This window comes from Streptomyces sp. NPDC002044 (assembly GCF_040296725.1).
Lineage (GTDB): Bacteria > Actinomycetota > Actinomycetes > Streptomycetales > Streptomycetaceae > Streptomyces > Streptomyces antarcticus.
The window spans coordinates 1-19,092 of the sequence record NZ_JBEOXU010000027.1; the positions used below are offsets into that span (position 1 = coordinate 1).

The 19,092-nt window shown below is 73.1% G+C and carries 20 protein-coding genes; 8 read left to right on the plus strand and 12 right to left on the minus strand.

Translation table 11 applies throughout. The features are described from left to right. From ABT106_RS09955 to ABT106_RS09965, 3 genes are all read left to right on the plus strand, one after another. Positions 1 to 593 (plus strand): serine hydrolase (locus ABT106_RS09955; RefSeq protein WP_351274878.1); only part of this gene is annotated, 593 nt, incomplete at its 5' end. A 103-nt stretch (positions 594 to 696) separates the two neighbouring features. Beyond that, positions 697 to 1,479 (plus strand): SDR family NAD(P)-dependent oxidoreductase, encoded by a 783-nt coding sequence (locus ABT106_RS09960; protein ID WP_351274880.1) that lies wholly within the window; start codon positions 697 to 699, stop codon positions 1,477 to 1,479. Between the two features lie 2 nt (positions 1,480 to 1,481). Further along, entirely contained in the window at positions 1,482 to 2,255 is a 774-nt protein-coding gene (locus ABT106_RS09965) for a TylF/MycF family methyltransferase (RefSeq protein ID WP_351274882.1), read from the plus strand. 87 nt (positions 2,256 to 2,342) lie between these two features. Here ABT106_RS09965 and ABT106_RS09970 read toward each other — a convergent pair whose 3' ends face one another. Together ABT106_RS09970 and codA are read right to left on the minus strand one after the other, a co-directional pair. Further along, the gene (locus tag ABT106_RS09970) at positions 2,343 to 2,855 is read right to left on the minus strand and encodes a hypothetical protein (RefSeq protein WP_351274883.1); all 513 of its coding nucleotides are present in this window, start codon (positions 2,853 to 2,855) and stop codon (positions 2,343 to 2,345) included. A 134-nt stretch (positions 2,856 to 2,989) separates the two neighbouring features. After that, entirely contained in the window at positions 2,990 to 4,309 is a 1,320-nt protein-coding gene (gene codA / locus ABT106_RS09975; protein ID WP_351274885.1) for a cytosine deaminase, read from the minus strand. Between the two features lie 62 nt (positions 4,310 to 4,371). Here codA and ABT106_RS09980 point away from each other — a divergent pair, with 62 nt between their 5' ends. After that, positions 4,372 to 6,291 carry a S9 family peptidase gene (locus ABT106_RS09980; protein ID WP_502979290.1) on the plus strand — a complete coding sequence of 640 codons (1,920 nt, stop codon included), beginning with the start codon at positions 4,372 to 4,374 and terminating at the stop codon, positions 6,289 to 6,291. Between the two features lie 58 nt (positions 6,292 to 6,349). Next, positions 6,350 to 7,165 (plus strand): SURF1 family protein, encoded by an 816-nt coding sequence (locus tag ABT106_RS09985; RefSeq protein ID WP_351274887.1) that lies wholly within the window; start codon positions 6,350 to 6,352, stop codon positions 7,163 to 7,165. A gap of 75 nt (positions 7,166 to 7,240) precedes the next feature. Here the strand turns inward: ABT106_RS09985 and ABT106_RS09990 are convergent, their stop codons facing one another. The 7 genes from ABT106_RS09990 to ABT106_RS10020 form a co-directional block, all read right to left on the minus strand. Continuing rightward, positions 7,241 to 8,356, minus strand: coding sequence for a hypothetical protein (locus tag ABT106_RS09990; RefSeq protein WP_351274889.1), 1,116 nt, complete (start codon positions 8,354 to 8,356; stop codon positions 7,241 to 7,243). After that, positions 8,353 to 9,165: a SigE family RNA polymerase sigma factor gene (locus ABT106_RS09995; RefSeq protein ID WP_502979291.1), complete on the minus strand. Its 813-nt coding sequence runs from the start codon at positions 9,163 to 9,165 to the stop codon at positions 8,353 to 8,355. The genes ABT106_RS09990 and ABT106_RS09995 overlap by 4 nt, the downstream gene beginning before the upstream one ends. Before the next feature lie 171 nt (positions 9,166 to 9,336). After that, complete coding sequence (locus ABT106_RS10000) at positions 9,337 to 10,410, minus strand: aspartate-semialdehyde dehydrogenase (RefSeq protein WP_351274893.1); 1,074 nt, start codon at positions 10,408 to 10,410, stop codon at positions 9,337 to 9,339. Beyond that, complete coding sequence (locus ABT106_RS10005) at positions 10,407 to 11,681, minus strand: aspartate kinase (protein WP_351274895.1); 1,275 nt, start codon at positions 11,679 to 11,681, stop codon at positions 10,407 to 10,409. Before ABT106_RS10005 ends, ABT106_RS10000 begins: the two co-directional genes overlap by 4 nt. 167 nt (positions 11,682 to 11,848) lie before the next feature. Then, positions 11,849 to 12,496 (minus strand): DUF5063 domain-containing protein, encoded by a 648-nt coding sequence (locus ABT106_RS10010; protein ID WP_351274897.1) that lies wholly within the window; start codon positions 12,494 to 12,496, stop codon positions 11,849 to 11,851. Continuing rightward, the gene (recR, locus tag ABT106_RS10015; protein WP_351274899.1) at positions 12,489 to 13,088 is read right to left on the minus strand and encodes a recombination mediator RecR; all 600 of its coding nucleotides are present in this window, start codon (positions 13,086 to 13,088) and stop codon (positions 12,489 to 12,491) included. Before recR ends, ABT106_RS10010 begins: the two co-directional genes overlap by 8 nt. A 51-nt stretch (positions 13,089 to 13,139) precedes the next feature. Then, positions 13,140 to 13,484 carry a YbaB/EbfC family nucleoid-associated protein gene (locus ABT106_RS10020; protein ID WP_351274901.1) on the minus strand — a complete coding sequence of 115 codons (345 nt, stop codon included), beginning with the start codon at positions 13,482 to 13,484 and terminating at the stop codon, positions 13,140 to 13,142. A 255-nt stretch (positions 13,485 to 13,739) separates the two neighbouring features. Here ABT106_RS10020 and ABT106_RS10025 point away from each other — a divergent pair, with 255 nt between their 5' ends. Continuing rightward, on the plus strand, positions 13,740 to 14,486 hold the full coding sequence (locus ABT106_RS10025) for an SLATT domain-containing protein (protein WP_351274903.1): 747 nt from the start codon (positions 13,740 to 13,742) through the stop codon (positions 14,484 to 14,486). Between the two features lie 75 nt (positions 14,487 to 14,561). On the opposite strand, the gene ABT106_RS10030 is transcribed toward ABT106_RS10025, so the two are convergent. The 3 genes from ABT106_RS10030 to ABT106_RS10040 all read right to left on the minus strand — a co-directional run bounded on the left by ABT106_RS10030 (position 14,562) and on the right by ABT106_RS10040 (position 17,476). Beyond that, the gene (locus tag ABT106_RS10030; protein ID WP_267721135.1) at positions 14,562 to 15,212 is read right to left on the minus strand and encodes a putative DNA-mimic protein; all 651 of its coding nucleotides are present in this window, start codon (positions 15,210 to 15,212) and stop codon (positions 14,562 to 14,564) included. 133 nt (positions 15,213 to 15,345) lie between these two features. Further along, on the minus strand, positions 15,346 to 16,011 hold the full coding sequence (locus ABT106_RS10035; protein WP_351274906.1) for a GntR family transcriptional regulator: 666 nt from the start codon (positions 16,009 to 16,011) through the stop codon (positions 15,346 to 15,348). A 97-nt stretch (positions 16,012 to 16,108) separates the two neighbouring features. After that, on the minus strand, positions 16,109 to 17,476 hold the full coding sequence (locus tag ABT106_RS10040; RefSeq protein ID WP_351274907.1) for an aspartate aminotransferase family protein: 1,368 nt from the start codon (positions 17,474 to 17,476) through the stop codon (positions 16,109 to 16,111). A gap of 307 nt (positions 17,477 to 17,783) precedes the next feature. Between ABT106_RS10040 and ABT106_RS10045 the strand changes: the two genes are divergently transcribed. Together ABT106_RS10045 and ABT106_RS10050 are read left to right on the plus strand one after the other, a co-directional pair. Further along, positions 17,784 to 18,413 carry a type 1 glutamine amidotransferase family protein gene (locus ABT106_RS10045; RefSeq protein WP_351274909.1) on the plus strand — a complete coding sequence of 210 codons (630 nt, stop codon included), beginning with the start codon at positions 17,784 to 17,786 and terminating at the stop codon, positions 18,411 to 18,413. Then, entirely contained in the window at positions 18,406 to 18,918 is a 513-nt protein-coding gene (locus ABT106_RS10050) for a MarR family winged helix-turn-helix transcriptional regulator (RefSeq protein ID WP_351274911.1), read from the plus strand. The genes ABT106_RS10045 and ABT106_RS10050 overlap by 8 nt, the downstream gene beginning before the upstream one ends. Positions 18,919 to 19,092: the final 174 nt, after the last annotated feature.

Sequence of the window (19,092 nt, forward strand, 5' to 3'; positions counted from 1 at the left end):
TCGGCCTCACCGACCCCGCCGACGCCGCCGGCGCGCACCTCGCCACCATGCTCGAATCCAAAGCCGAAGCCCTCATGAACGGCGAGGACCCCGGCACCGAGCTGGACATGCTGGTGGCCCTCGGCGACCCGGACTCGCTGACCTACCGGTCGATGATCGGCAGCATGTCGCTCGACGAGGCGCTCGACCCCGGGGTCGAGGACCCCTCGTACGGCGGCCTGGGCAGCGCCCAGTCCCTGGCCCGCCTCTTCGCCGCCCTCGTCGGCGAAGTCGACGGCGTCCGGCTGCTCACCCCCGGCCGCCTCGCCGAGCTGACCCGCCCGCACTCCCGCGGGAACTGCCGCGTCATCCTCCTGCCGAGCACCTGGGGCCTGGGCTTCATGCTGCCCGACAGCCCCGTCTTCCCCGCCTCCGCCGGACTGACGCCCCGCGCGTTCGGCTTCGACGGGGCGAACGGCACCTTCGTCTTCGCCGACCCGGACCACGACCTGGCGTTCGCCTACGTGCAGAACGCGGGCTCCCGCGTGATCGGCCGGATGAACGACCGCGCGCACCGCCTGGTGGAGGCCGCGTACCGGGCCGTCGGCCTCTGAGCGTCCTCAAGGGGTACTCCACCGCTCTCCATATGCCCTGCGAGGGGTCTTCGAGGGGTGTCTGTGACGGTGCAGCCATTGATCCGACGACCGGGGAGGAACCATGGCCCAGCCCGTACGCACCGCATTGGTGACCGGAGCCACCAGCGGAATAGGACTGGAAATCGCCAGGCGCCTCGGCCAGGCGGGAAATAGCGTCTACATATGCGCACGCAAGCCCGATGCGCTGGAAGAAACACTCACCCTGCTGCGTTCCGAGGGGCTGGAAGTCGACGGGCAGACCTGTGATGTGACGTCGCCCGATGACATTCGCTCGTTCGTGAAGGGTGCGACCGACCGGTACGGCCCCGCGGGAATTCTGGTGAACAATGCGGGCCGCTCGGGGGGCGGCATCACCCGCGACATTCCGGACGAGCTGTGGTTCGACGTCATCAACACGAATCTGAACAGCGTGTTCCTGATGACCAAGGAAGTGCTCAACCACTCCGGAATGCTGGAACAGGGCTGGGGCAGGGTCGTCAACATCGCCTCCACCGGAGGAAAGCAGGGCGTCCTGCACGGCGCCCCGTACTCGGCGTCCAAGCACGGCGTGGTCGGGTTCACCAAGGCGCTGGGCCTGGAACTGGCCAAGACCGGCGTCACCGTGAACGCGGTCTGCCCGGGCTTCGTGGAGACCCCCATGGCCGAACGGGTCCGGGAGACGTACGCGCAGCTGTGGGACGTGCCGGCGGACGAGGTGCTGGCACGGGTCAGCGCGCGCGTGCCGATCGGCCGCTACGTGGCGGCCGAGGAGGTCGCGGCGATGGTGGAGTACCTCGTCGGCCCCGCCGCCGGCGCGGTGACCGCGCAGGCCCTCAACGTCTGCGGCGGCCTGGGCAACTACTGATCATGGCCATTGGAGAGGACATCATGGAGCCGAACGCACACCTGTACCTGGACCTTCTGGAGAAGGTCGTCACCAATCTCGTCTACGGTGACGCGCCCATCGCGAACGAGTGGTTCCCCGAGCGGGACTTCCGCGAGGAGAACCGCGAGAACGGCTCGGACTGGCCGAGCACGGCCCACACCATGGTCGGGCTGAAGCGGATCAGGAACGTACGCGACGTACTGGACCAGGTGGTCGCCGATCAGGTGCCCGGGGACTTCATCGAGACCGGCGTCTGGCGCGGCGGCGTGTGCATCTTCGCGCGCGGGTACCTCAAGGCCCACGGCATCACCGACCGCACGGTCTGGCTCGCCGACTCCTTCGAGGGCATCCCGGACACCGGTGAGAGCGGCCACCCGATGGACCGGGAGATGGCGCTGCACCACTCCAACCACGTGCTCGGCGTCACCGCCGACACGGTCAGGGAGAACTTCCGGCGCTACGGCCTCCTCGACGACCAGGTCCGGTTCCTCCCGGGCTGGTTCAAGGACAGCCTGCCGGACGCCCCGGTCGAGCGGCTGGCGGTCATGCGGCTGGACGGCGACCTCTACGAGTCCACGATGGACGCGCTGGAGAACCTCTACGGGAAGCTGTCCCCGGGCGGCTTCGTCATCATCGACGACTACTTCATCCCGGCCTGCCGCAAGGCCGTGGACGAGTTCCGCGAGCGGCACGGCGTCACCGACCCGGTGGAGACCATCGACGAGTACAGCGCCTACTGGCGCCGCTCCGCGTAGGCCCCCGCACGGACGCGGTACGGGTCAGGCCACCTGCCGGACCGGCGGGTGGCCTGACCCGTCCCCGGCGGGATCCGAAGGAGACCCCTAGGGCAGGGCGCTGCTCACGCCGTCGGCGATCATCATCCACATCGGCTGCCCGCCCGTCCCGAAGGCCGAGGCGAGCGCGTAGCCGACCGACGCGTCCGCCGGGCGGAGTTCGGCGTCCTCCTTCCAGTCGGCGAGGACCAGCTCGTCGCCGTCGGAGGAGAAGTCGCCGAGGTGCGCGCCGTCGCGGGTCAGCCGGCTGCTGGGCACGGAGTCGGGGACCAGCCGGTAGCGCGCCCCCTCGTACTCCACGTCCACCCGGTACGAGCGCCTGGTCAGGCCGCCCTTGGCGGGCTTCAGCCCGACCTTCCGGCCGTCTATCCGCATCGTGAGGTGCTCGGCGTCCCGGGTGCCGATGGCGGTCTGCGGGTCCGCCGCGGAGCCGGGGTCGCGCTCCAGGGTGACGCGGGGGATCGCCTCGCCCTCGACCTGGAGGGACAGCTGACCGTCCTGACGGACGGTGATCTCGCCGAAGCGCGTGTCCTCGATGGGGGTTCGGTCCGGGTCGTTCATGAGTCGAGTCCTTCGGTGCGGTCGGAACCCGCGGTGCGTCACGGGCGGTACGGCCGTCTCGCGCCGGGCCCCTGACCGCGGCGGGACCGCTCGAACGGGGTCACGCGCGGCACCTCGCCGACGGACCGGCCCCCTCAGGGTAGGCGGACGAAGTCGACCTCGGACGGGGCCTCTCCGGGCCACGACAGCCGGGCCGGGGCCGGGGGGTTCTCCGCGAGGACGCGCCCGCGCGCGACGACGTACCGGGGGCGGACCTGGCGGCGGATCGCCTCCAGCGGCGTCGGGGCCGGGAGCAGGACGAAGGAGGCGGGGGCGCCCTCCGCGATGCCGTACTCCGCCTCCGGCAGGCCCAGGACGCGCGCGGCGCGGTCGGTCACCATCGCGAAGGCCGCCGGGATCTCGTCGGCGCCGGTGAGCTGGGCCGCGTACACGCCGACGAGGGCGGTCTGGAGCGGGTTGCCGGTGCCGAGCGCGTTCCACGGGTCCATCACGTCGTCATGGCCGAAGGCGACGTTCACCCCCGCCGCCAGCATCTCCTTGACCTGGGTGAGGCCGCGGCGCTTGGGATAGGCGTCGAAGCGGCCCTGGAGGTTGAGGTTGGCGAAGGGGTTGGAGACCAGGTTGATCCCCGAACGCGACAGCAGGCGCTGGAGTTTGTAGCTGTACGCGCCGCCGTAGGAGCCCATCGCCGTCGTGTGGGAGGCCGTGGCGCGGCCGCGCAGGCCCGAACGCAGGGCCAGGGTGGCCAGCACCTCCACGAAGCGGGACTGATCGTCGTCGATCTCGTCGCAGTGCGCGTCCACGCGCAGCCCGTGCTCCTCGGCGAGCGCGAAGGCGATGCCCAGCGAGGCGACCCCGTCCTCCCGCGTGTCCTCGAAGTGCGGGATCGCGCCGACGACGTCGGCGCCGCGCCGGACCGCCTCGCGCAGCAGCGCCTCGCCGTCGGGGAAGGAGACGATGCCCTCCTGCGGGAAGGCCACGATCTGGAGGGTCATGAAGTCCCGTACCCGGTCCCGCACTTCGAGCAGCGCGTCGAGGGCGGTCAGGGCCGGGTCGGTGGTGTCGCAGTGGGTGCGCACGTGCAGCACGCCCTGCGCCGCCTGCCAGCGCAGTACCTCGGTGGCCCGGCCGACGACGTCGTCGCGGGTCAGGGTCCGCTTGCGCTCGCTCCAGCAGGCGATGCCCTCCCACAGGGTGCCGGAGACGTTGGGGCGCGGCTCACCGGCGGTCAGTGCCGTGTCGAGGTGGATGTGCGGTTCGACGAAGGGGGCGCTGAGGAGCGACCCGTGGGCCTCGATCAGGACGCCGGTGGCCGGGGGTTCCTTCTGGTCGTCGTGCGGCAGGACGCGCGCGATCCGGCCGTCCTCGCCCACCTCCACGTCCCAGAGGCCGTCCCGGCCCCGCTCGTGGCCTTCGGTGTGCAGCAGCCGGGCGCCCCGGACGATCATCCGCATGCCGCCAGCGTACGTCCGGCGGGGTCGTCGTTCGGGGACCGTGTGTGGCAAGAATGGGAGGCATGACCAGCGACAGCGATGTGACCGGCAACGATGTGACCGGCAACGGCGAGACCGGCGGCGGCGAGACCGGCGGCGGAGCACACGGCGCCGGAGCGCCCCCCGGCACCGCCCCCGACAGCGCCTCCGACACCTCCCCCGACGCGGTCCCCGAGTGGGAGAAGCGGTTCCGCGCCCCGCGCGTCGGTCTGCCCGAGTGGGCCGAGGACGCGCCGGACCGCTCCCTCTTCGTCTCCAACGCGACCGGCACCTTCGAGCTCTACGCCTGGGACCGCTCCACCGGCGCCCAGCGGCAGGCCACGGACCGCCCCAACGGCACCACCGACGGGACGCTCTCCCCCGACGGCGAGTGGATCTGGTGGTTCTCCGACACCGACGGCGACGAGTTCGGCACCTGGGTGCGCCAGCCCTTCGCGGGCGGCCCCGACGAGCCGGCCACGCCCGGACTGGAGCCCTCGTACTCGGCGGGCCTGGCCATCGGGCGCGACGGGACGGCGGTCGTGGGCCGGTCCACCGACGAGGACGGCACGACCATCCACGTGGTGCGGCCGGACGGGAGCGCGCCCGCGGTCGTCTACCGGCACCGCGAGTCCGCCGGAGTGGGCGACCTGTCCCGTGACGGCTCCCTGCTCGTCATCGAGCACACCGAGCACGGCGACGCCATGCACTCGGCGCTGCGCGTCGTCACCCTCGACGGCGCCACGGTCGCCGAGCTCGACGACTCCAGGGGCGGCACCGATGACCTCGGCCTCGCCGTGCTCGGCTTCGCCCCCGTCGACGGCGACACCCGGCTGCTCGTCGGCCACCAGCGGCGCGGCCGCTGGGAGCCGATGGTGTGGGACGTGTCCACGGGCACCGAGACGGAACTCGGCATCGAGCTGCCGGGCGACGTCAGCGCCGAGTGGTACCCGGACGGGTCGGCGCTGCTGATCGTGCACAGCTTCGAGGCGCGCAGCGAACTGTGGCGCTACGACCTGGCCGAGCGGGCCCTGGTCCCGGTGGAGACCCCGGCCGGAACCGTGTCCGGGGCGACGGCCCGCCCCGACGGGACGGTGGAGTACCAGTGGTCCTCGGCCGCCGAGCCCGCCTCCGTACGGTCCACCGCGGGCGGGGTCGTCCTGGACCCGCCCGGCTTCCGGCCGCCGGGCTCGGTGCCGGTCGAGGACGTGTGGGTGCAGGGCCCCGGCGGGCGGATCCACGCGCTCGCGCAGCGGCCCGTGGGCCACGGCGACGGCCCCTTCCCGACCATCTTCGAGATCCACGGCGGCCCGACCTGGCACGACAGCGACGCCTTCCTGGCGACCCCGGCGGCCTGGCTCGACCACGGCTTCGCGGTCGTCCGCGTCAACTACCGCGGCTCGACCGGCTACGGCCGCGAGTGGACCGACGCCCTCAAGCACCGCGTCGGCCTGATCGAGCTGGAGGACGTCGAGGCGGTCCGCGCCTGGGCGGTGGAGTCCGGCCTCGCGGACCCGGCGCGCCTGGTGCTCTCGGGCGGCTCCTGGGGCGGGTACCTGACGCTGCTGGGCCTCGGCACCCGGCCGGACGCCTGGGCGGTGGGCCTGGCCGCCGTACCGGTCGCCGACTACGTGACGGCGTACCACGACGAGATGGAGGCGCTGAAGTCCCTGGACCGCACCCTCTTCGGCGGCACCCCGGAGGAGGTCCCGGAGCGCTTCGAGGCGTCCTCGCCGCTGACGTACGTGGACGCGGTGACGGCCCCCGTGTACATCGCGGCGGGCGTCAACGACCCGCGCTGCCCGATCCGGCAGATCGACAACTACGTCGACCGGCTGGCGGCGCGCGGCGCGGAGCACGAGGTGTACCGCTTCGACGCGGGTCACGGCTCGCTGGTCGTGGAGGAGCGGATCAAGCAGGTCCGGATGGAGCTGGAGTTCGCCCTGAAGCACCTCCCCCGCTGACCCCGGAGAACCGAGCCCCGGCAGACGGAACCGGCCGCACCCCCCGTACGGTGGTGGGGTGCACCGGTTTCTCCTGACCCCGCGCTGGTGGGGGATCAACGTCTTCGTCGCGCTCGGCGTCCCCTTCTGCCTGTTCATGGGGACCTGGCAGCTCGGCCGGTTCGAGGACCGCGTCGACTCCCACCGCGAGGCGACCGCCGAGCGGCCCGCCGACCTGGTGGCCGCCCCGCTGGACTCGCTGCTCCCGGTGGACAAGAGGACCTCCGGGCAGCCGGCCGCCGTCTCCGGGGAGTACGCGGAGCAGTTGCTGGTCCCCGAGCGGACGCTCGACGGGAAGCCCGGCTTCTATGTGCTGACGCTGCTGAGGACCGACTCCGGCAAGGCCGTCCCGGTGGTACGGGGCTGGCTCCCGGGGACCGCGGACCCGGCGGCGGCGCCGGCCGCGCCGGCCGGGCGGGTGGACGTCACGGGGGCGCTGCAGCCACCGGAGAACTCCCGCACCAAGGGGGTCCACTCCGAGGGCGGGCTGCCCGCCGGACAGCTCGGGGTGATCGGCGCCGCGTCGCTGGTCAACATCGTCCCGTACGACCTGTACGACGCGTGGCTGACGGTGCGGACCCCGGCGGACGGCATGCTGCCGGTGCCGCCGCAGGCCCCGAACGACACCGGGCTCGACCTGAAGGCGTTCCAGAACCTCGGCTACACCGGCGAGTGGTTCGTCTTCGCCGCCTTCGTGCTGTTCATGTGGTTCCGGCTCTACCGCCGCGAGATCGAGACCCTCCGCGACGCCGAGGCCGGTCTCCTCCCCGCGGAGGAGACCACCGCCGGGACCACCACGGAGACCACCGCCGGGGCCGCCCCGCAGCGCGCCTGACGGGTCGGTACGGCTGACGGCGCGGTACGGCTGACGGCTCGACGGACCCGGCCCGGCCCCGCGGTGCCCGCGCCGCTACGGCGCCGGCGCGTCCAGCGGGATCGAGCCCGTCCGGTACAGCGTGCCCCCGCACGCCTCGGGGATCGTCGTCCGGGTGGTCGGCGACCCCGCCACCGGAGTGTGCGCGACCGCGACCCCCGCCGGGTCCGGGGGCGGCGGGCCCGTCTGCGGGTCCGAGCCCGCGCCCGCCGTACCGTCCGCGCCGCCCGGCCCGGCGGCGCCCGCGCCGTCCCCGGAATCACCCTGCGGCGGCTTGGCACCCGCCGGGGTCGCCGCCGGGCAGGGCTCCCCGGAGGGGACCCAGGCGAAGCGCACCTCGTACGCCGTGTTCGGCTGGAGCACCAGCAGCGGCGGCGCCGCCGACGGGTCGGGCAGCAGCCCGCTCGCCGGATCGCCCGCGGTGTGGCCGACGACGGCGGTGCCCGTGCCCGTACCGGGCGCGGCGGCCGCGGCCGTCACCCTGTCCGCGCCGGAGACGATGCAGCCGCGCACCGACACGTTGGTGACCTTGAAGCTGCCGTACACCTTGCCGTCGGCCTCGGGGGCGCGGGCCGAGGCCACCACGCCGAGCTGGTCGGCGCCGCAGCGGCCCACCCCTTGCGCGGCGGGCGGCTGGGGTCCGGTGACCGGGAGCTGCCCGCTCTGGCCCAGCGACGAGCCGGACGGCGTGCCCGCGCCCGAGGGTCCGGCGGAGGCTCCGGTCCCGCCGGCCGGCGACCCGGTGGCGGCCGGGTCGGGCTCCCCGGTGGTGCCGCCCGCGTCGGGGGCGGCGCCCGTGGAGCGGGTGGCCCTCGGGTGGGCCCCGGCGCCGTTCTGGTGCGGGTCGGAGGAGCCGGTGCCCGTGGTGGCTCCGGACCGCTCGCCGTGCCCGGCCATCGCCGAGCGGTCGGCGGCCGTGTTACCGCCGCCGCTCAGGTGCACGGCGGCCGGGATCCCGGCGCCGGCCAGCAGCGCGGCCGCGGCGGCGCCCACGACGGCCCGGCGCCTGCGGGTCCGGCGCGCGGGGACCGCGTACCGCAGCCGCTCCAGCGCGCCCCCGGAGGGCTCCAGGCCCTCGACGGCCCCGTGCAGCAGGCCCCGTAGCGCCTGTTCCTCGCCCGCCCCGCACAGCGGGGTGTGGTCGTCCGTCATGACTGCGCAGCCTCCATCGCCACCCGCAGCGCGGCAATCCCCCGCGATCCGTACGCCTTCACCGAGCCGATCGATATCCCGAGCGTCTCGGCGACCTGGGCCTCCGTCATGTCCGCGAAGTAGCGCAGCACCAGCACCTCGCGCTGTCTGCGCTGGAGTCCGCGCATCGACTTGATCAGGTCGTCGCGTTCCAGCTGGTCGTAGGCGCCCTCTTCGGCGCTGGCCATGTCCGGCATCGGCTTCGACAGCAGTTTGAGACCGAGGATGCGGCGGCGCAGCGCGGACCGGGACAGGTTGACGACGGTCTGGCGCAGGTAGGCCAGTGTCTTGTCCCGGTCGCGGACCCGGTTGCGGGCCGAGTGGACGCGGATGAACGCCTCCTGGACGACGTCCTCGCAGGAGGCGGTGTCGTCGAGGAGCAGCGCGGCCAGGCCGAGGAGCGAACGGTAGTGGGCCTGGTAGGTCGCCGTGAGGTGGTCGACGGTGGTGCCCGCCACCACCGGCGCGGCCCCGGCGGTCGCGTTCCCGGCCCCGGCGGCCGTGTCGCCGCCCGCCGTCGTGTCGTTGCCCGCCGTCGCCCCGTCGCCGGCCGTCTCGTCGTCCGCCGCTGTCCCGGCGCCGTCGCGCGGTGCGGGCACGCGCCCGCCCCGGGGCGGCGCGGGGGCTCGTACGAACGCCTCGGAGGGCCCCGTCGGCGGGACGGGAACGATCACGGGGAAACCGCCGCCGGGTGCGCGGGATCCCCGGCGCGACGGAACGATCCCCGTGCGCGCCGGTAGGACGGCCAGGTCGAGAAGTGCCTCTGCCACGCCTGTAGGACGCACGTCCCCCCGCGAGGGTTGTACGCGCCGGGCAACCTCGCCCGCGATATCCCCATTGCCCTCATGCGTTCCCGCTCTTCCCGATTGCCCCGGTCCTATCGAGACGGCAGTCGGGCCATCACCTTGATCAAGGGATCAGCACCGATCCTACAAAGCGAATTACGCAAATTCACCCGCGATCAGTTCCGCGATGTGGGTGGCATTCAGAGCGGCGCCCTTGCGCAGATTGTCGGCGCACACGAAGAACTCCAGCGCGCGCGGGTCGTCGAGCGACACCCGCACCCGCCCCGCCCAGGCCGGATCGGTCCCCGCGGCGTCCGCGGGAGTGGGGAACTCGCCCGCCGCCGGGTCGTCCACGAGCACCACGCCGGGCGCGGCCTCCAGGATCTCCCGGGCGTGCGCGGCGTGCACCGTGTTCTCGAACCGGGCCCGCACGGTCAGCGAATGCCCGGTCACCACCGGCACCTGTACGCAGGTCACCGACACCGGCAGCCGCTCCAGGTCCAGGATCCGGCGCGTCTCGGCCCGTACGGCCAGCTCGTGCGAGGACCAGCCGCCCTCGCACAACTCGCCCGACCAGGGCACGACGTTGAGGGCGAGCGGGGCCGCGAAGGGGCCGGTGTCCTCGCCCACGGCCCGGCGCACGTCGCCGGGGTGCTCCCCCAGGGAGGTGCCGGCGACCAGCGACAACTGGCGCCGCAGCGCCTCGGAGCCGGCCCGGCCGGCGGCGCCCGCGGCCTGGTAGGAGGAGACGGCCAGCTCGGTCAGGCCGTACTCGGCGTGCAGCGCGCCGAGGGCCGCGCTCATCGCGGCGGTCACGCAGTCCGGGCCCGCGACGATCCCGCGCGGCCGGATCCGTACGGCGTGGGCGTTGACCTCGGGCACCACCAGCGGCACTTCGGGGTCCGCGCGGAACGCGGCGGACTGGTCCACGACGACGGCCCCGCGCGCGGTGACGACGGGCGCCCACCGGGCCGAGACCGCGGCGGGCGTGAGGAAGATGACGACGTCGCCCGGCCCGAGGCCGTGGAAGGCGTCCTCGGTGAGGGCGAGCACCTCGACCTGCTCCGCGCGGACGGCCAGCACGCGGCCGGCCGAGCGCGCGGAGGCGATCAGGCGGATGTCGCCCCAGACGTCCGCCCGCTGGGAAAGGATCCGGAGCAGGACGGTACCGACCGCTCCGGTCGCCCCGACCACGGCGAGAGCCGGGCCGGAGGACCGGGGCGCGGTCATCGTCCGGTGCCTCCGTAGACGACGGCCTCGTCGGTGTCGGAGTCGAGGCCGAAGGCCGTGTGCACGGCGCGGACGGCCTCGTTGACGTCGTCCTGGCGGGTCACGACCGAGATGCGGATCTCCGAGGTGGAGATCAGCTCGATGTTGACGCCGGCGTCGGACAGGGCCTGGAAGAAGGAGGCGGTGACGCCCGGGTTCGTCTTCATGCCCGCGCCGACCAGGGAGATCTTGCCGATCTGGTCGTCGTAGCGCAGGGAGTCGAAGCCGATCCGGTCCTTGGACTTCTCCAGGGCGTCGATGGCCTTGTGGCCCTCGGCCTTGGGGAGCGTGAAGGAGATGTCGGTGAGGCCCGTCGAGGCCGCCGACACGTTCTGCACGATCATGTCGATGTTGATCTCGGCGTCCGCGATGGCGCGGAAGATCGCCGCGGCCTCGCCCGGCTTGTCCGGGACGCCGACGACGGTGATCTTGGCTTCGGAGACGTCGTGCGCGACTCCGGAGATGATGGCGTGCTCCACCTGCGCGTCCCCTTGCGGATTCTCGTTGCTGACCCAGGTGCCCGGCAGTCCCGAGAAGGACGAGCGGACGTGGATCGGGATGTCGTAGCGGCGTGCGTACTCGACGCAGCGGTGCAGGAGCACCTTGGAGCCGGAGGCCGCGAGCTCCAGCATGTCCTCGGAGGAGATCCAGTCGATCTTCCGGGCCTTCTTCACGACGCGGGGGTCCGCGGTGAAGACGCCGTCGACGTCGGTGTAGATCTCGCAGACCTCGGCGTCCAGCGCGGCGGCGAGCGCCACGGCGGTGGTGTCCGAGCCGCCCCGGCCGAGGGTGGTGATGTCCTTGGAGTCCGCGGACACGCCCTGGAAGCCGGCGACGATGGCGATGTTGCCCTCGTCCAGCGCGGTGCGGATACGGCCCGGCGTGACATCGATGATGCGCGCTTTGTTGTGGACCGAGTCGGTGATCACGCCTGCCTGGCTGCCGGTGAACGACTGGGCCTCGTGGCCCAGGTTCTTGATCGCCATGGCCAGCAGGGCCATGGAGATCCGCTCCCCGGCGGTCAACAGCATGTCGAACTCCCGCCCGGCAGGCATCGGGGACACCTGCTCGGCGAGATCGATCAGCTCGTCCGTCGTGTCGCCCATCGCGGAAACCACGACGACCACCTGGTGGCCGTTCTTCTTGGCGTCCACGATCCGCTTGGCGACACGCTTGATGCCTTCGGCATCGGCTACGGAGGAACCTCCGTACTTCTGCACGACAAGGCCCACGTGCGCTCCTCGCTCAATCCGTCTCATTGCTGGTGCAGTCTAACGAGCGGCCGCGATCCGACCGCTTCGTACCACATCATGAGACGAAAAGATCAGCCGAGAAGTTCCCGCGCCGGGACATCCGAACGGGCCGCCACCAGGCCGCCACCAGGCCGCCTGCACGCCGCTCACCTGCGGCCGAGGCCGCCGAGCTCCTCCGCCATGACCACCCCGGCCTGCTCGGCCAGGTCGTCCTCGGCCAGGTCCTCGTCGGTGTCCAGCCCGTCCAGGGCCGCCAGCGGCTGGTCCAGGCGCACGTGGGCCACCAGGGACTGCAGGGCCCGCAGGGTCGCCGAGGCCGTCGGGCCCCAGTTGGTGAAGTACGAGAACTGCCACCACCACAGCGCCTCGGTGATCCGCCCCGCCTGGTAGTGGATCAGCCCGTGCCGCAGGTCGGCCACCACGTCGGCCACGTCGTCGGAGATCCGGTGCGGGACCGGGGCCTTGCGCGGCTCGTAGGGGTCGAAGACCTCGGAGTAGACGTCGACCGGCTCCAGCATCACGGCGAAGCGCTCGCGCAGGTCGTCCACGTCCGGCTCCGGGCCCAGATCGGGCTCGTAGCGCTCGTCGGGCAGTACGTCCTGGTAGGCGCCCAGCCGGCCGCCCGCGAGCAGCAGCTGCGAGATCTCCAGCAGCAGGAACGGCACGGCGCGGTCCGGATCCTCGCCCTTGGCCACCTCGGTGACCGCGACGATGAACGAACCGATCTGGTCCGCGATCTGGACGGCGAAGTCGCCCGGGTCCGGGCCCGCCGCGTGCAGGGTTGCGTCAGACATCGAGAAGTCGCCTTCCTTCAAAGGCCCGCCCGAGCGTGACCTCGTCCGCGTACTCCAGATCTCCCCCGACGGGGAGCCCGCTGGCCAGGCGGGTGACCTTGAGGCCCATGGGCTTGAGCATCCGGGCGAGGTAGGTGGCGGTCGCCTCGCCCTCCAGGTTCGGGTCGGTGGCGAGGATCAGCTCGCTCACCACCCCGTCCGCGAGGCGTGCCAGCAGCTCGCGGATGCGCAGGTCGTCCGGTCCGACGCCCTCGATCGGGCTGATCGCACCCCCGAGGACGTGGTACCGGCCCCGGAACTCGCGCGTCCGCTCGACCGCGACGACGTCCTTGGGCTCCTCCACGACACAGATGACCGTGGTGTCGCGGCGCGGATCGCGGCAGATCCCGCACCGCTCCTCCTGCGCCACGTTCCCGCACACCGCGCAGAACCGGACCTTGTCCTTGACCTCCAGCAGCGTGTGCGCGAGGCGGCGGACGTCGGTGGGCTCGGCCTGCAGGATGTGGAAGGCGATCCGCTGCGCGCTCTTGGGCCCGACGCCGGGCAGCCTGCCCAGTTCGTCGATCAGGTCCTGGACCACGCCTTCGTACAACGGACTGCCTTCTTTCGTTTCGGTTTCCCGCCGCGGGGCGGGTGCGGGGGACTAGAAGGGGAGGCCGGGGATGCCGCTGCCGCCGCCCAGGCCCTGGGCCAGGGGGCCCAGCGCCTGCTGCTGGAGCGCCTGGGCGTTCTCGTTGGCGGCCTGGACCGCCGCGACGACCAGGTCGGCGAGGGTCTCGGTGTCCGCCGGGTCCACGGCCCTGGGGTCGATCACCAGCGCGCGCAGCTCACCGGAACCGGTGACCGTCGCCCGCACCAGACCGCCGCCGGCCTGGCCTTCGACCTCGGTGCGCGCGAGTTCTTCCTGGGCCGCGGCGAGGTCCTGCTGCATCTTCTGGGCCTGCTGGAGCAGCTGCTGCATGTCGGGCTGGCCACCACCGGGAATCACAGGTCATTCACTCCGTACCGTCGGGACGCTTGGTCAATCCGAGCCTACGTGCTCCCCGCGCGCAGCGCCCTACGCCGTGAGGACCAACTCTTTCGAGTGAGGGAGCGGGCGTGCGCGTACCTGCTGGAGACCTCCTTGCGGGCGGAAATCCCGGGAATCGTCGTCCGCCGCCCGTCATTCGAAGGTAGGAAGAGCATGCGCACCATTGCGCACACGCGCACCACCAGTCGTCAGCGCAGGCAGAGGGAGTGCCGGGTGAGCCAGCCGGAGATGCAGCCCGAAGGGCCACCCCGGGATCCCCGGGAGGAGGTCGACGGGCCGGTGGCGGCCGGCGACCTGATCGGCCGGCCGTTCCCCCTCGGGGACTGGGGCGAGCCCGCCGAGCGGCTCGACGAGCTGTACCGGCGCGTCGAGGCCGACGCCCTGCGCACCGCCGAGTGGTACCTGAGCGACCGGACCTGGAAGCGCCGGGGGGCGCGGGCGCTGCGCGGGAGCGCTGCCGTGGGCGCCGTCACGGGCGCCGTGATGCCACTGCTGGACCTGACGGGCTCGGCGCCCGGCGCGGCCTCGTACGGATACCTGGCGCTGCTGCTGGGCGCGGCCGCGCTGGCGGGCGACCGGTTCTTCGGGCTGACGTCCGGCTGGATGCGCGACGTGGCGACCGCGCAGGCCGTGCAGCGCCGGCTCCAGACGCTCCAGTTCGACTGGGCCTCGGAGAACGTACGGGAGGTGCTCGGCCCCACCGAGGGCACGGCGAGCGAGGCCGCCGAGCGCTGCCTGACCGTGCTGCGGCGGTTCTCCGAGGACATCACCGAGCTGGTGCGCTCGGAGACGGCGGACTGGATGGTGGAGTTCCGGGCCGGGCCCGCGCCCCTGGTCATGCAGTCCCTGGGCGCCTCGGCGGGCCGGGTGGAGGCGGGCGTCCCGCCGGCCCGGTTCCCGCTGCCGCCGGGCACCCGGCCGAACATGCCGCGCCAGCGCCCGCCGGAGCAGCCGAGGTAGCCACCGCTCCGGGGTGGGGCGCGGGTCGGGCGGGTCCGGGGCGCGGGTCCGGGGCCGCGGGTCCGGGGTCCCCCGTCAGCTGAAGATGATCATCGAGCCCTGGCCGAGGCTGCGGGTCGCGGCCGCGTGCAGCCCGAGCCAAACGTGGCGCTCCCGGGCGAAGGGGCTGTCGTCGTACGGGATCGGCCCCGCGGGCTCCTCCAGCGAGGTCGGACGGCCGGGCGGCGCGGGCGGCGCGGGCGGGTTCCCCGGGTCTATCCCGATCGCCGGAGCCACGAAGAGCAGCTCCCGCAGCAGCCCCTGCGCGGACCCCAGCGGGCCCCCTCCGGCGAGCAGCTCCTCGTTCGCCAGCGGAGCCGCGAAGTCCACCGGGACGTAGGCCCCGGCGTGGTCGTAGTGCCAGACCAGGTGGGACTGCTGGGCCGTCGGCTCGAACATCTCCAGCAGCTGCTCGTAGTCCCCGCCCAGCTCGTCCACCGGCGTCACCGGCAGCCCGCAGAGCTGGAGGAGGTACGCCCGCCGCAGGAAGTGCAGGGCGTCGTAGTCGAAGCCGGCGACCGGGGCGACGTCCCCGCTCAGACCCGGCATGTAGGAGAAGACGGGCACGGACGGCAGCCCGGCCTCGCCCAGGGCCTTGTCGTACGAGGCGATCTCTTCCGCGAAGGGGTTGTCGGGGCTGTGGCACAGCACGTCGACAAGGGGGACCAGCCACAGGTCACAGGCCACGCGGGCTCCGATCAGTCGTTGCCGCCGATCGGCCAAGCGTAGTGCGCCGGGCACCCTCCGCGAAGGGGTGCGCAGAACCCGGTCGGCGTCCGGCCGGTTCCGTACCGCTCCGACCGGCGCCCCGCCCCGCCCCCTACAGCCCGGCGGCCCATTCCAGGCCGTGCCGGTTGTAGTCGAGCACCAGGCCGCGCACGGTCTCGGCGTCCGCGAGGGTCACCGCGTCCACCAGCTCCCCGTGCCGGTCCCACAGGGCCGCCCGGAGCTGCGGTTCGCGCTGGAGGTGCGGGACGGCGAAGACCCAGCACTGGACCCGGATGCGGTGCAGGAACTCGGAGATGTAGGTGTTGCCGACCAGCGCGCTCAGCTCCCGCCAGAAGCGCAGGTCGTAGCCGATGAGCACTTCGAGCGAGCCGCTCTGCGCGGCCCGCCGCGCCTCCTCGGCCCGGCGGCGCACCGACACCAGCATCTCGCCGGAGCCGGGCGCGGTGCCGCGCTCGGCGAGCCGGCGGAATATCCCGTCCACGATCAGCGTGCGGGCCTCGATCATTCCGCGGAAGTCGTCGACGGAGAAGACGCGGACCCGGAACCCCCGGTGCTGGACCAGTTCGAGCAGCCCCTGCGCGGAGAGGTCCACGAGGGCCTCGCGGACCGGGGTGGCCGAGACCTCGTACTGCTCGGCGATCTGCTTGACGGTGAACTCGGTCCCCGGCGGCAGGCGTCCCGCAAGGACCTCGTCCCGCAGCGCGTCCGCGATCTGCTGGCGAAGGGTGTTGCGGGTGACAGCTCCGCTGCCTGGCATAGGGGTCCGTTTCCTCAGTGTGAACTTCGGACACCTTAGGCCAGGCAGCGCGGCCGAAACCGAGCGGTCGAGGATCGTTATGCGGATTTAGGGCCCGTTATGCGGACGCCCCCGTGGTGTGCCGGTCGGCCACCGTCAGCGCCTCGTCGAGCAGGGCCAGTCCCTCCTTGGCCTCGGCCTCGGAGATGGTGCACGGGGGGACCACGTGCGTGCGGTTCATGTTGACGAAGGGCCACAGGCCCGACGCCTTGCAGGCGGCCGCGAACTCGGCCATGGGCGCGTTGTCGGCCCCGGCCGCGTTGTAGGGGACGAGCGGCTCGCGCGTCTCCTCGTCCCGTACGAGCTCCAGCGCCCAGAAGGCGCCCAGCCCCCGCACCTCGCCGACCGACGGGTGCCGCTCGGCGATCTCGGCGAGCGCCGGGCCGATCACGTTCTCCCCGAGGTGGGCGGCGTGCGCGACGACGCCCTCCTCCTCCATCGCGTTGATCGTGGCGACGGCGGCGGCGCAGGCCAGGGGGTGGCCGGAGTACGTGAGCCCGCCCGGGTAGGGACGCGTGGCGAAGGTCTCGGCGATGGCGGCGGAGATGGCGACGCCGCCGAGCGGCACGTAGCCGCTGTTCACGCCCTTGGCGAAGCAGATGAGGTCGGGGGTGACGCCCCAGTGGTCGGCGGCGAACCACGCGCCGGTCCGGCCGAAGCCGGACATGACCTCGTCGAGGATGAAGACGATGCCGTGGCGGTCGCAGAGCTCGCGCACGCCCGCGAGGTACCCGGCGGGCGGGGTCATGATCCCGGCGGTGCCGGGGACGCTCTCCAGGATGATCGCCGCGATGGTCTGCGGCCCCTCGAAGGCGATCGTGTCGGCGAGGTGGGTGAGGGCGCGCGCGCACTCCTCGGCCTCGGTGGTGGCGTGGAAGGCGGAGCGGTAGAGGTACGGGCCCCAGAAGTGCACGACGCCCGCGGCGGCGGTGTCGGAGGGCCAGCGGCGCGGGTCGCCGGTCAGGTTGATCGCGGCGGCGGTGGCCCCGTGGTAGGAGCGGTAGGTGGACATCACCTTCTGGCGGCCGGTGTGCAGCCGGGCCATGCGGACGGCGTTCTCGACGGCCTCGGCGCCGCCGTTGGTGAAGAAGATCTTGTCGAGGTCGCCGGGGGTGCGCTCCGCGATGAGGCGTGCGGCCTCGGAGCGGACGTCGACGGCGAAGCCCGGGGCCAGGGTGCAGAGCCGGGCGGCCTGCTCCTGGACGGCGGCGACGACCTTGGGGTGCTGGTGGCCGATGTTCGTGTTGACCAGCTGGGAGGAGAAGTCGAGGAAGCGCTTGCCCTCGTAGTCCCAGAAGTACGAGCCCTCGGCCCCGGCCACGGCGAGCGGGTCGATGAGGGCCTGGGCGGACCAGGAATGGAAGACGTGCTTCCGGTCGGCGTCCTTCACGGCGGCAAGGGTGTGCGGGGAGGCATGAGGGGTCATGGCGCCACGCTAGAAGTGCGCAGGTGGGGAGGGATATCGGCGGACTGTATGGGGGTGGGGGGCAGGTCTCGGCAGTCTGTCTGCGCGGAGGCGCCCACCGGGGCGTCCGGGAAGGGGCGGGGCGGGGGCGGGCTCGCGGCCGCGGGCTTGGGCGGCGGGCTTGGGCGGCGGATCCGGCCGAGTGTGCGATTGACAGCATGCTGCCTTTATGACAGTCTATTGTCATAGCAAGTCGGTGCCGGAAACGAGGCGGACGGAACATCGCCCCTCGCGTTCGCCACCGGAAACGATGTTGGAGGCGAGCACCATGAGCGAGACCCCCCGTAAGCCCGTCCACCTCGCGGTCTACGACACGTACGCCGACTGGGAGACCGGCTACACCACCGCGCACCTGACCCAGCGCGGCCACCAGGTCCGTACGGTCGGCACGGCCGCCGGGGAGCCGGTCACCACCATGGGCGGTGTCCGCATCCAGCCTGACCTGGCGCTGGCGGAACTGCGACCGGAGGACTCCTCGCTGCTGATCCTCACCGGCGCCGAACTGTGGGACTCGGGCGAGGAGCTCGCCCCGTTCGCGGCGAAGGCCCGCGAGTTCCTGGCCGCCGGAGTGCCGGTCGCGGCGATCTGCGGGGCCACCGCCGGCCTCGCCCGGGAGGGCCTGCTGGACGGCCGGACCCACACGAGCGCCGTCTCCTTCTACCTGGCGGAGCAGCCGGGCTACGGCGGCGCGGAGCACTACGTCGACGCCGACGCGGTCACGGACGGCGACCTGATCACGGCGGGCCCGACGGACCCGGTGGCCTTCGCGCGCGAGGTCTTCGCACGGCTCGACGTCTACGAGCCGGACGTCCTGGACGCCTGGTACCGCCTGTTCCGCGACTCGGACGCGAGCGCCTACCCGGTGCTGATGGCGGCCGCGGCGGCCGGCAATGCCTGACCTGGCGACGAGCCCGCCGTCCGAGGCGGCCGCAGGCATACCGGCCCGGCCCGACCGCGCCCGGCAGGACCTGCTGAGCAGCACCGCGCTGGAGGTGTTCCGGCTGAACGGCCAGTTCCTCGCCCTCTCGGAGGAACTGGCCCGGCCGGCCGGGCTGACGGCCGCGTGGTGGCAGGTGCTGGGGGCCGTGCTCCGGGAGCCGCTGCCCGTCTCGGGGATAGCGCGGACCATGGGCATCACCCGGCAGAGCGTCCAGCGCATCGCGGACCTGCTGGCGGACAAGGGGCTCGCGGAGTACGCCCCGAACCCGGCGCACCGCAGGGCGAAACTGCTCCGCCCGACGGAAACCGGCCGCGCGGCGATCTCCCGCATCGCCCCGGGCCACGCGGCACTGGCGAACCGGCTGGCGGACGCGCTGGGCGACGACGCCTTCGCGGAGACGGTACGCGTCCTGGAACGCCTGACCGCAGCCCTGGACACCCTCCCGGATCCCACCCACCCCTGACGAACAGGCCCCGCCGGGGCCACCCCGGCTTGCGGCGCGGCCCCACCAGCCCCTCCAGCCCCGCCGGCGTTTGAGGCGCGGGTGCGGGCAGAGCCCGACGGCCCCGGCGCACAACCGGTACGGGCCCACCCCACCCCCGACACCGGAGGCGCGGCCCCACCAGCCCCGCCGGGG

What these genes read in the sequence shown, in the direction of transcription:
- codA (WP_351274885.1), bottom strand. Translation starts at nt 4,309, where the DNA reads ATGCGGATGATCGTCCGGGGCGCCCGGCTGCTGCACACCGAAGGCCAC.
- ABT106_RS09970 (WP_351274883.1), bottom strand. Translation starts at nt 2,855, where the DNA reads ATGAACGACCCGGACCGAACCCCCATCGAGGACACGCGCTTCGGCGAG.
- ABT106_RS09960 (WP_351274880.1), top strand. Translation starts at nt 697, where the DNA reads ATGGCCCAGCCCGTACGCACCGCATTGGTGACCGGAGCCACCAGCGGA.
- ABT106_RS10000 (WP_351274893.1), bottom strand. Translation starts at nt 10,410, where the DNA reads ATGACCGCGCCCCGGTCCTCCGGCCCGGCTCTCGCCGTGGTCGGGGCG.
- ABT106_RS09980 (WP_502979290.1), top strand. Translation starts at nt 4,372, where the DNA reads ATGACCAGCGACAGCGATGTGACCGGCAACGATGTGACCGGCAACGGC.
- ABT106_RS10050 (WP_351274911.1), top strand. Translation starts at nt 18,406, where the DNA reads ATGCCTGACCTGGCGACGAGCCCGCCGTCCGAGGCGGCCGCAGGCATA.
- ABT106_RS10040 (WP_351274907.1), bottom strand. Translation starts at nt 17,476, where the DNA reads ATGACCCCTCATGCCTCCCCGCACACCCTTGCCGCCGTGAAGGACGCC.
- ABT106_RS09965 (WP_351274882.1), top strand. Translation starts at nt 1,482, where the DNA reads ATGGCCATTGGAGAGGACATCATGGAGCCGAACGCACACCTGTACCTG.
- ABT106_RS10045 (WP_351274909.1), top strand. Translation starts at nt 17,784, where the DNA reads ATGAGCGAGACCCCCCGTAAGCCCGTCCACCTCGCGGTCTACGACACG.
- ABT106_RS09990 (WP_351274889.1), bottom strand. Translation starts at nt 8,356, where the DNA reads ATGACGGACGACCACACCCCGCTGTGCGGGGCGGGCGAGGAACAGGCG.
- ABT106_RS10010 (WP_351274897.1), bottom strand. Translation starts at nt 12,496, where the DNA reads ATGTCTGACGCAACCCTGCACGCGGCGGGCCCGGACCCGGGCGACTTC.
- ABT106_RS10035 (WP_351274906.1), bottom strand. Translation starts at nt 16,011, where the DNA reads ATGCCAGGCAGCGGAGCTGTCACCCGCAACACCCTTCGCCAGCAGATC.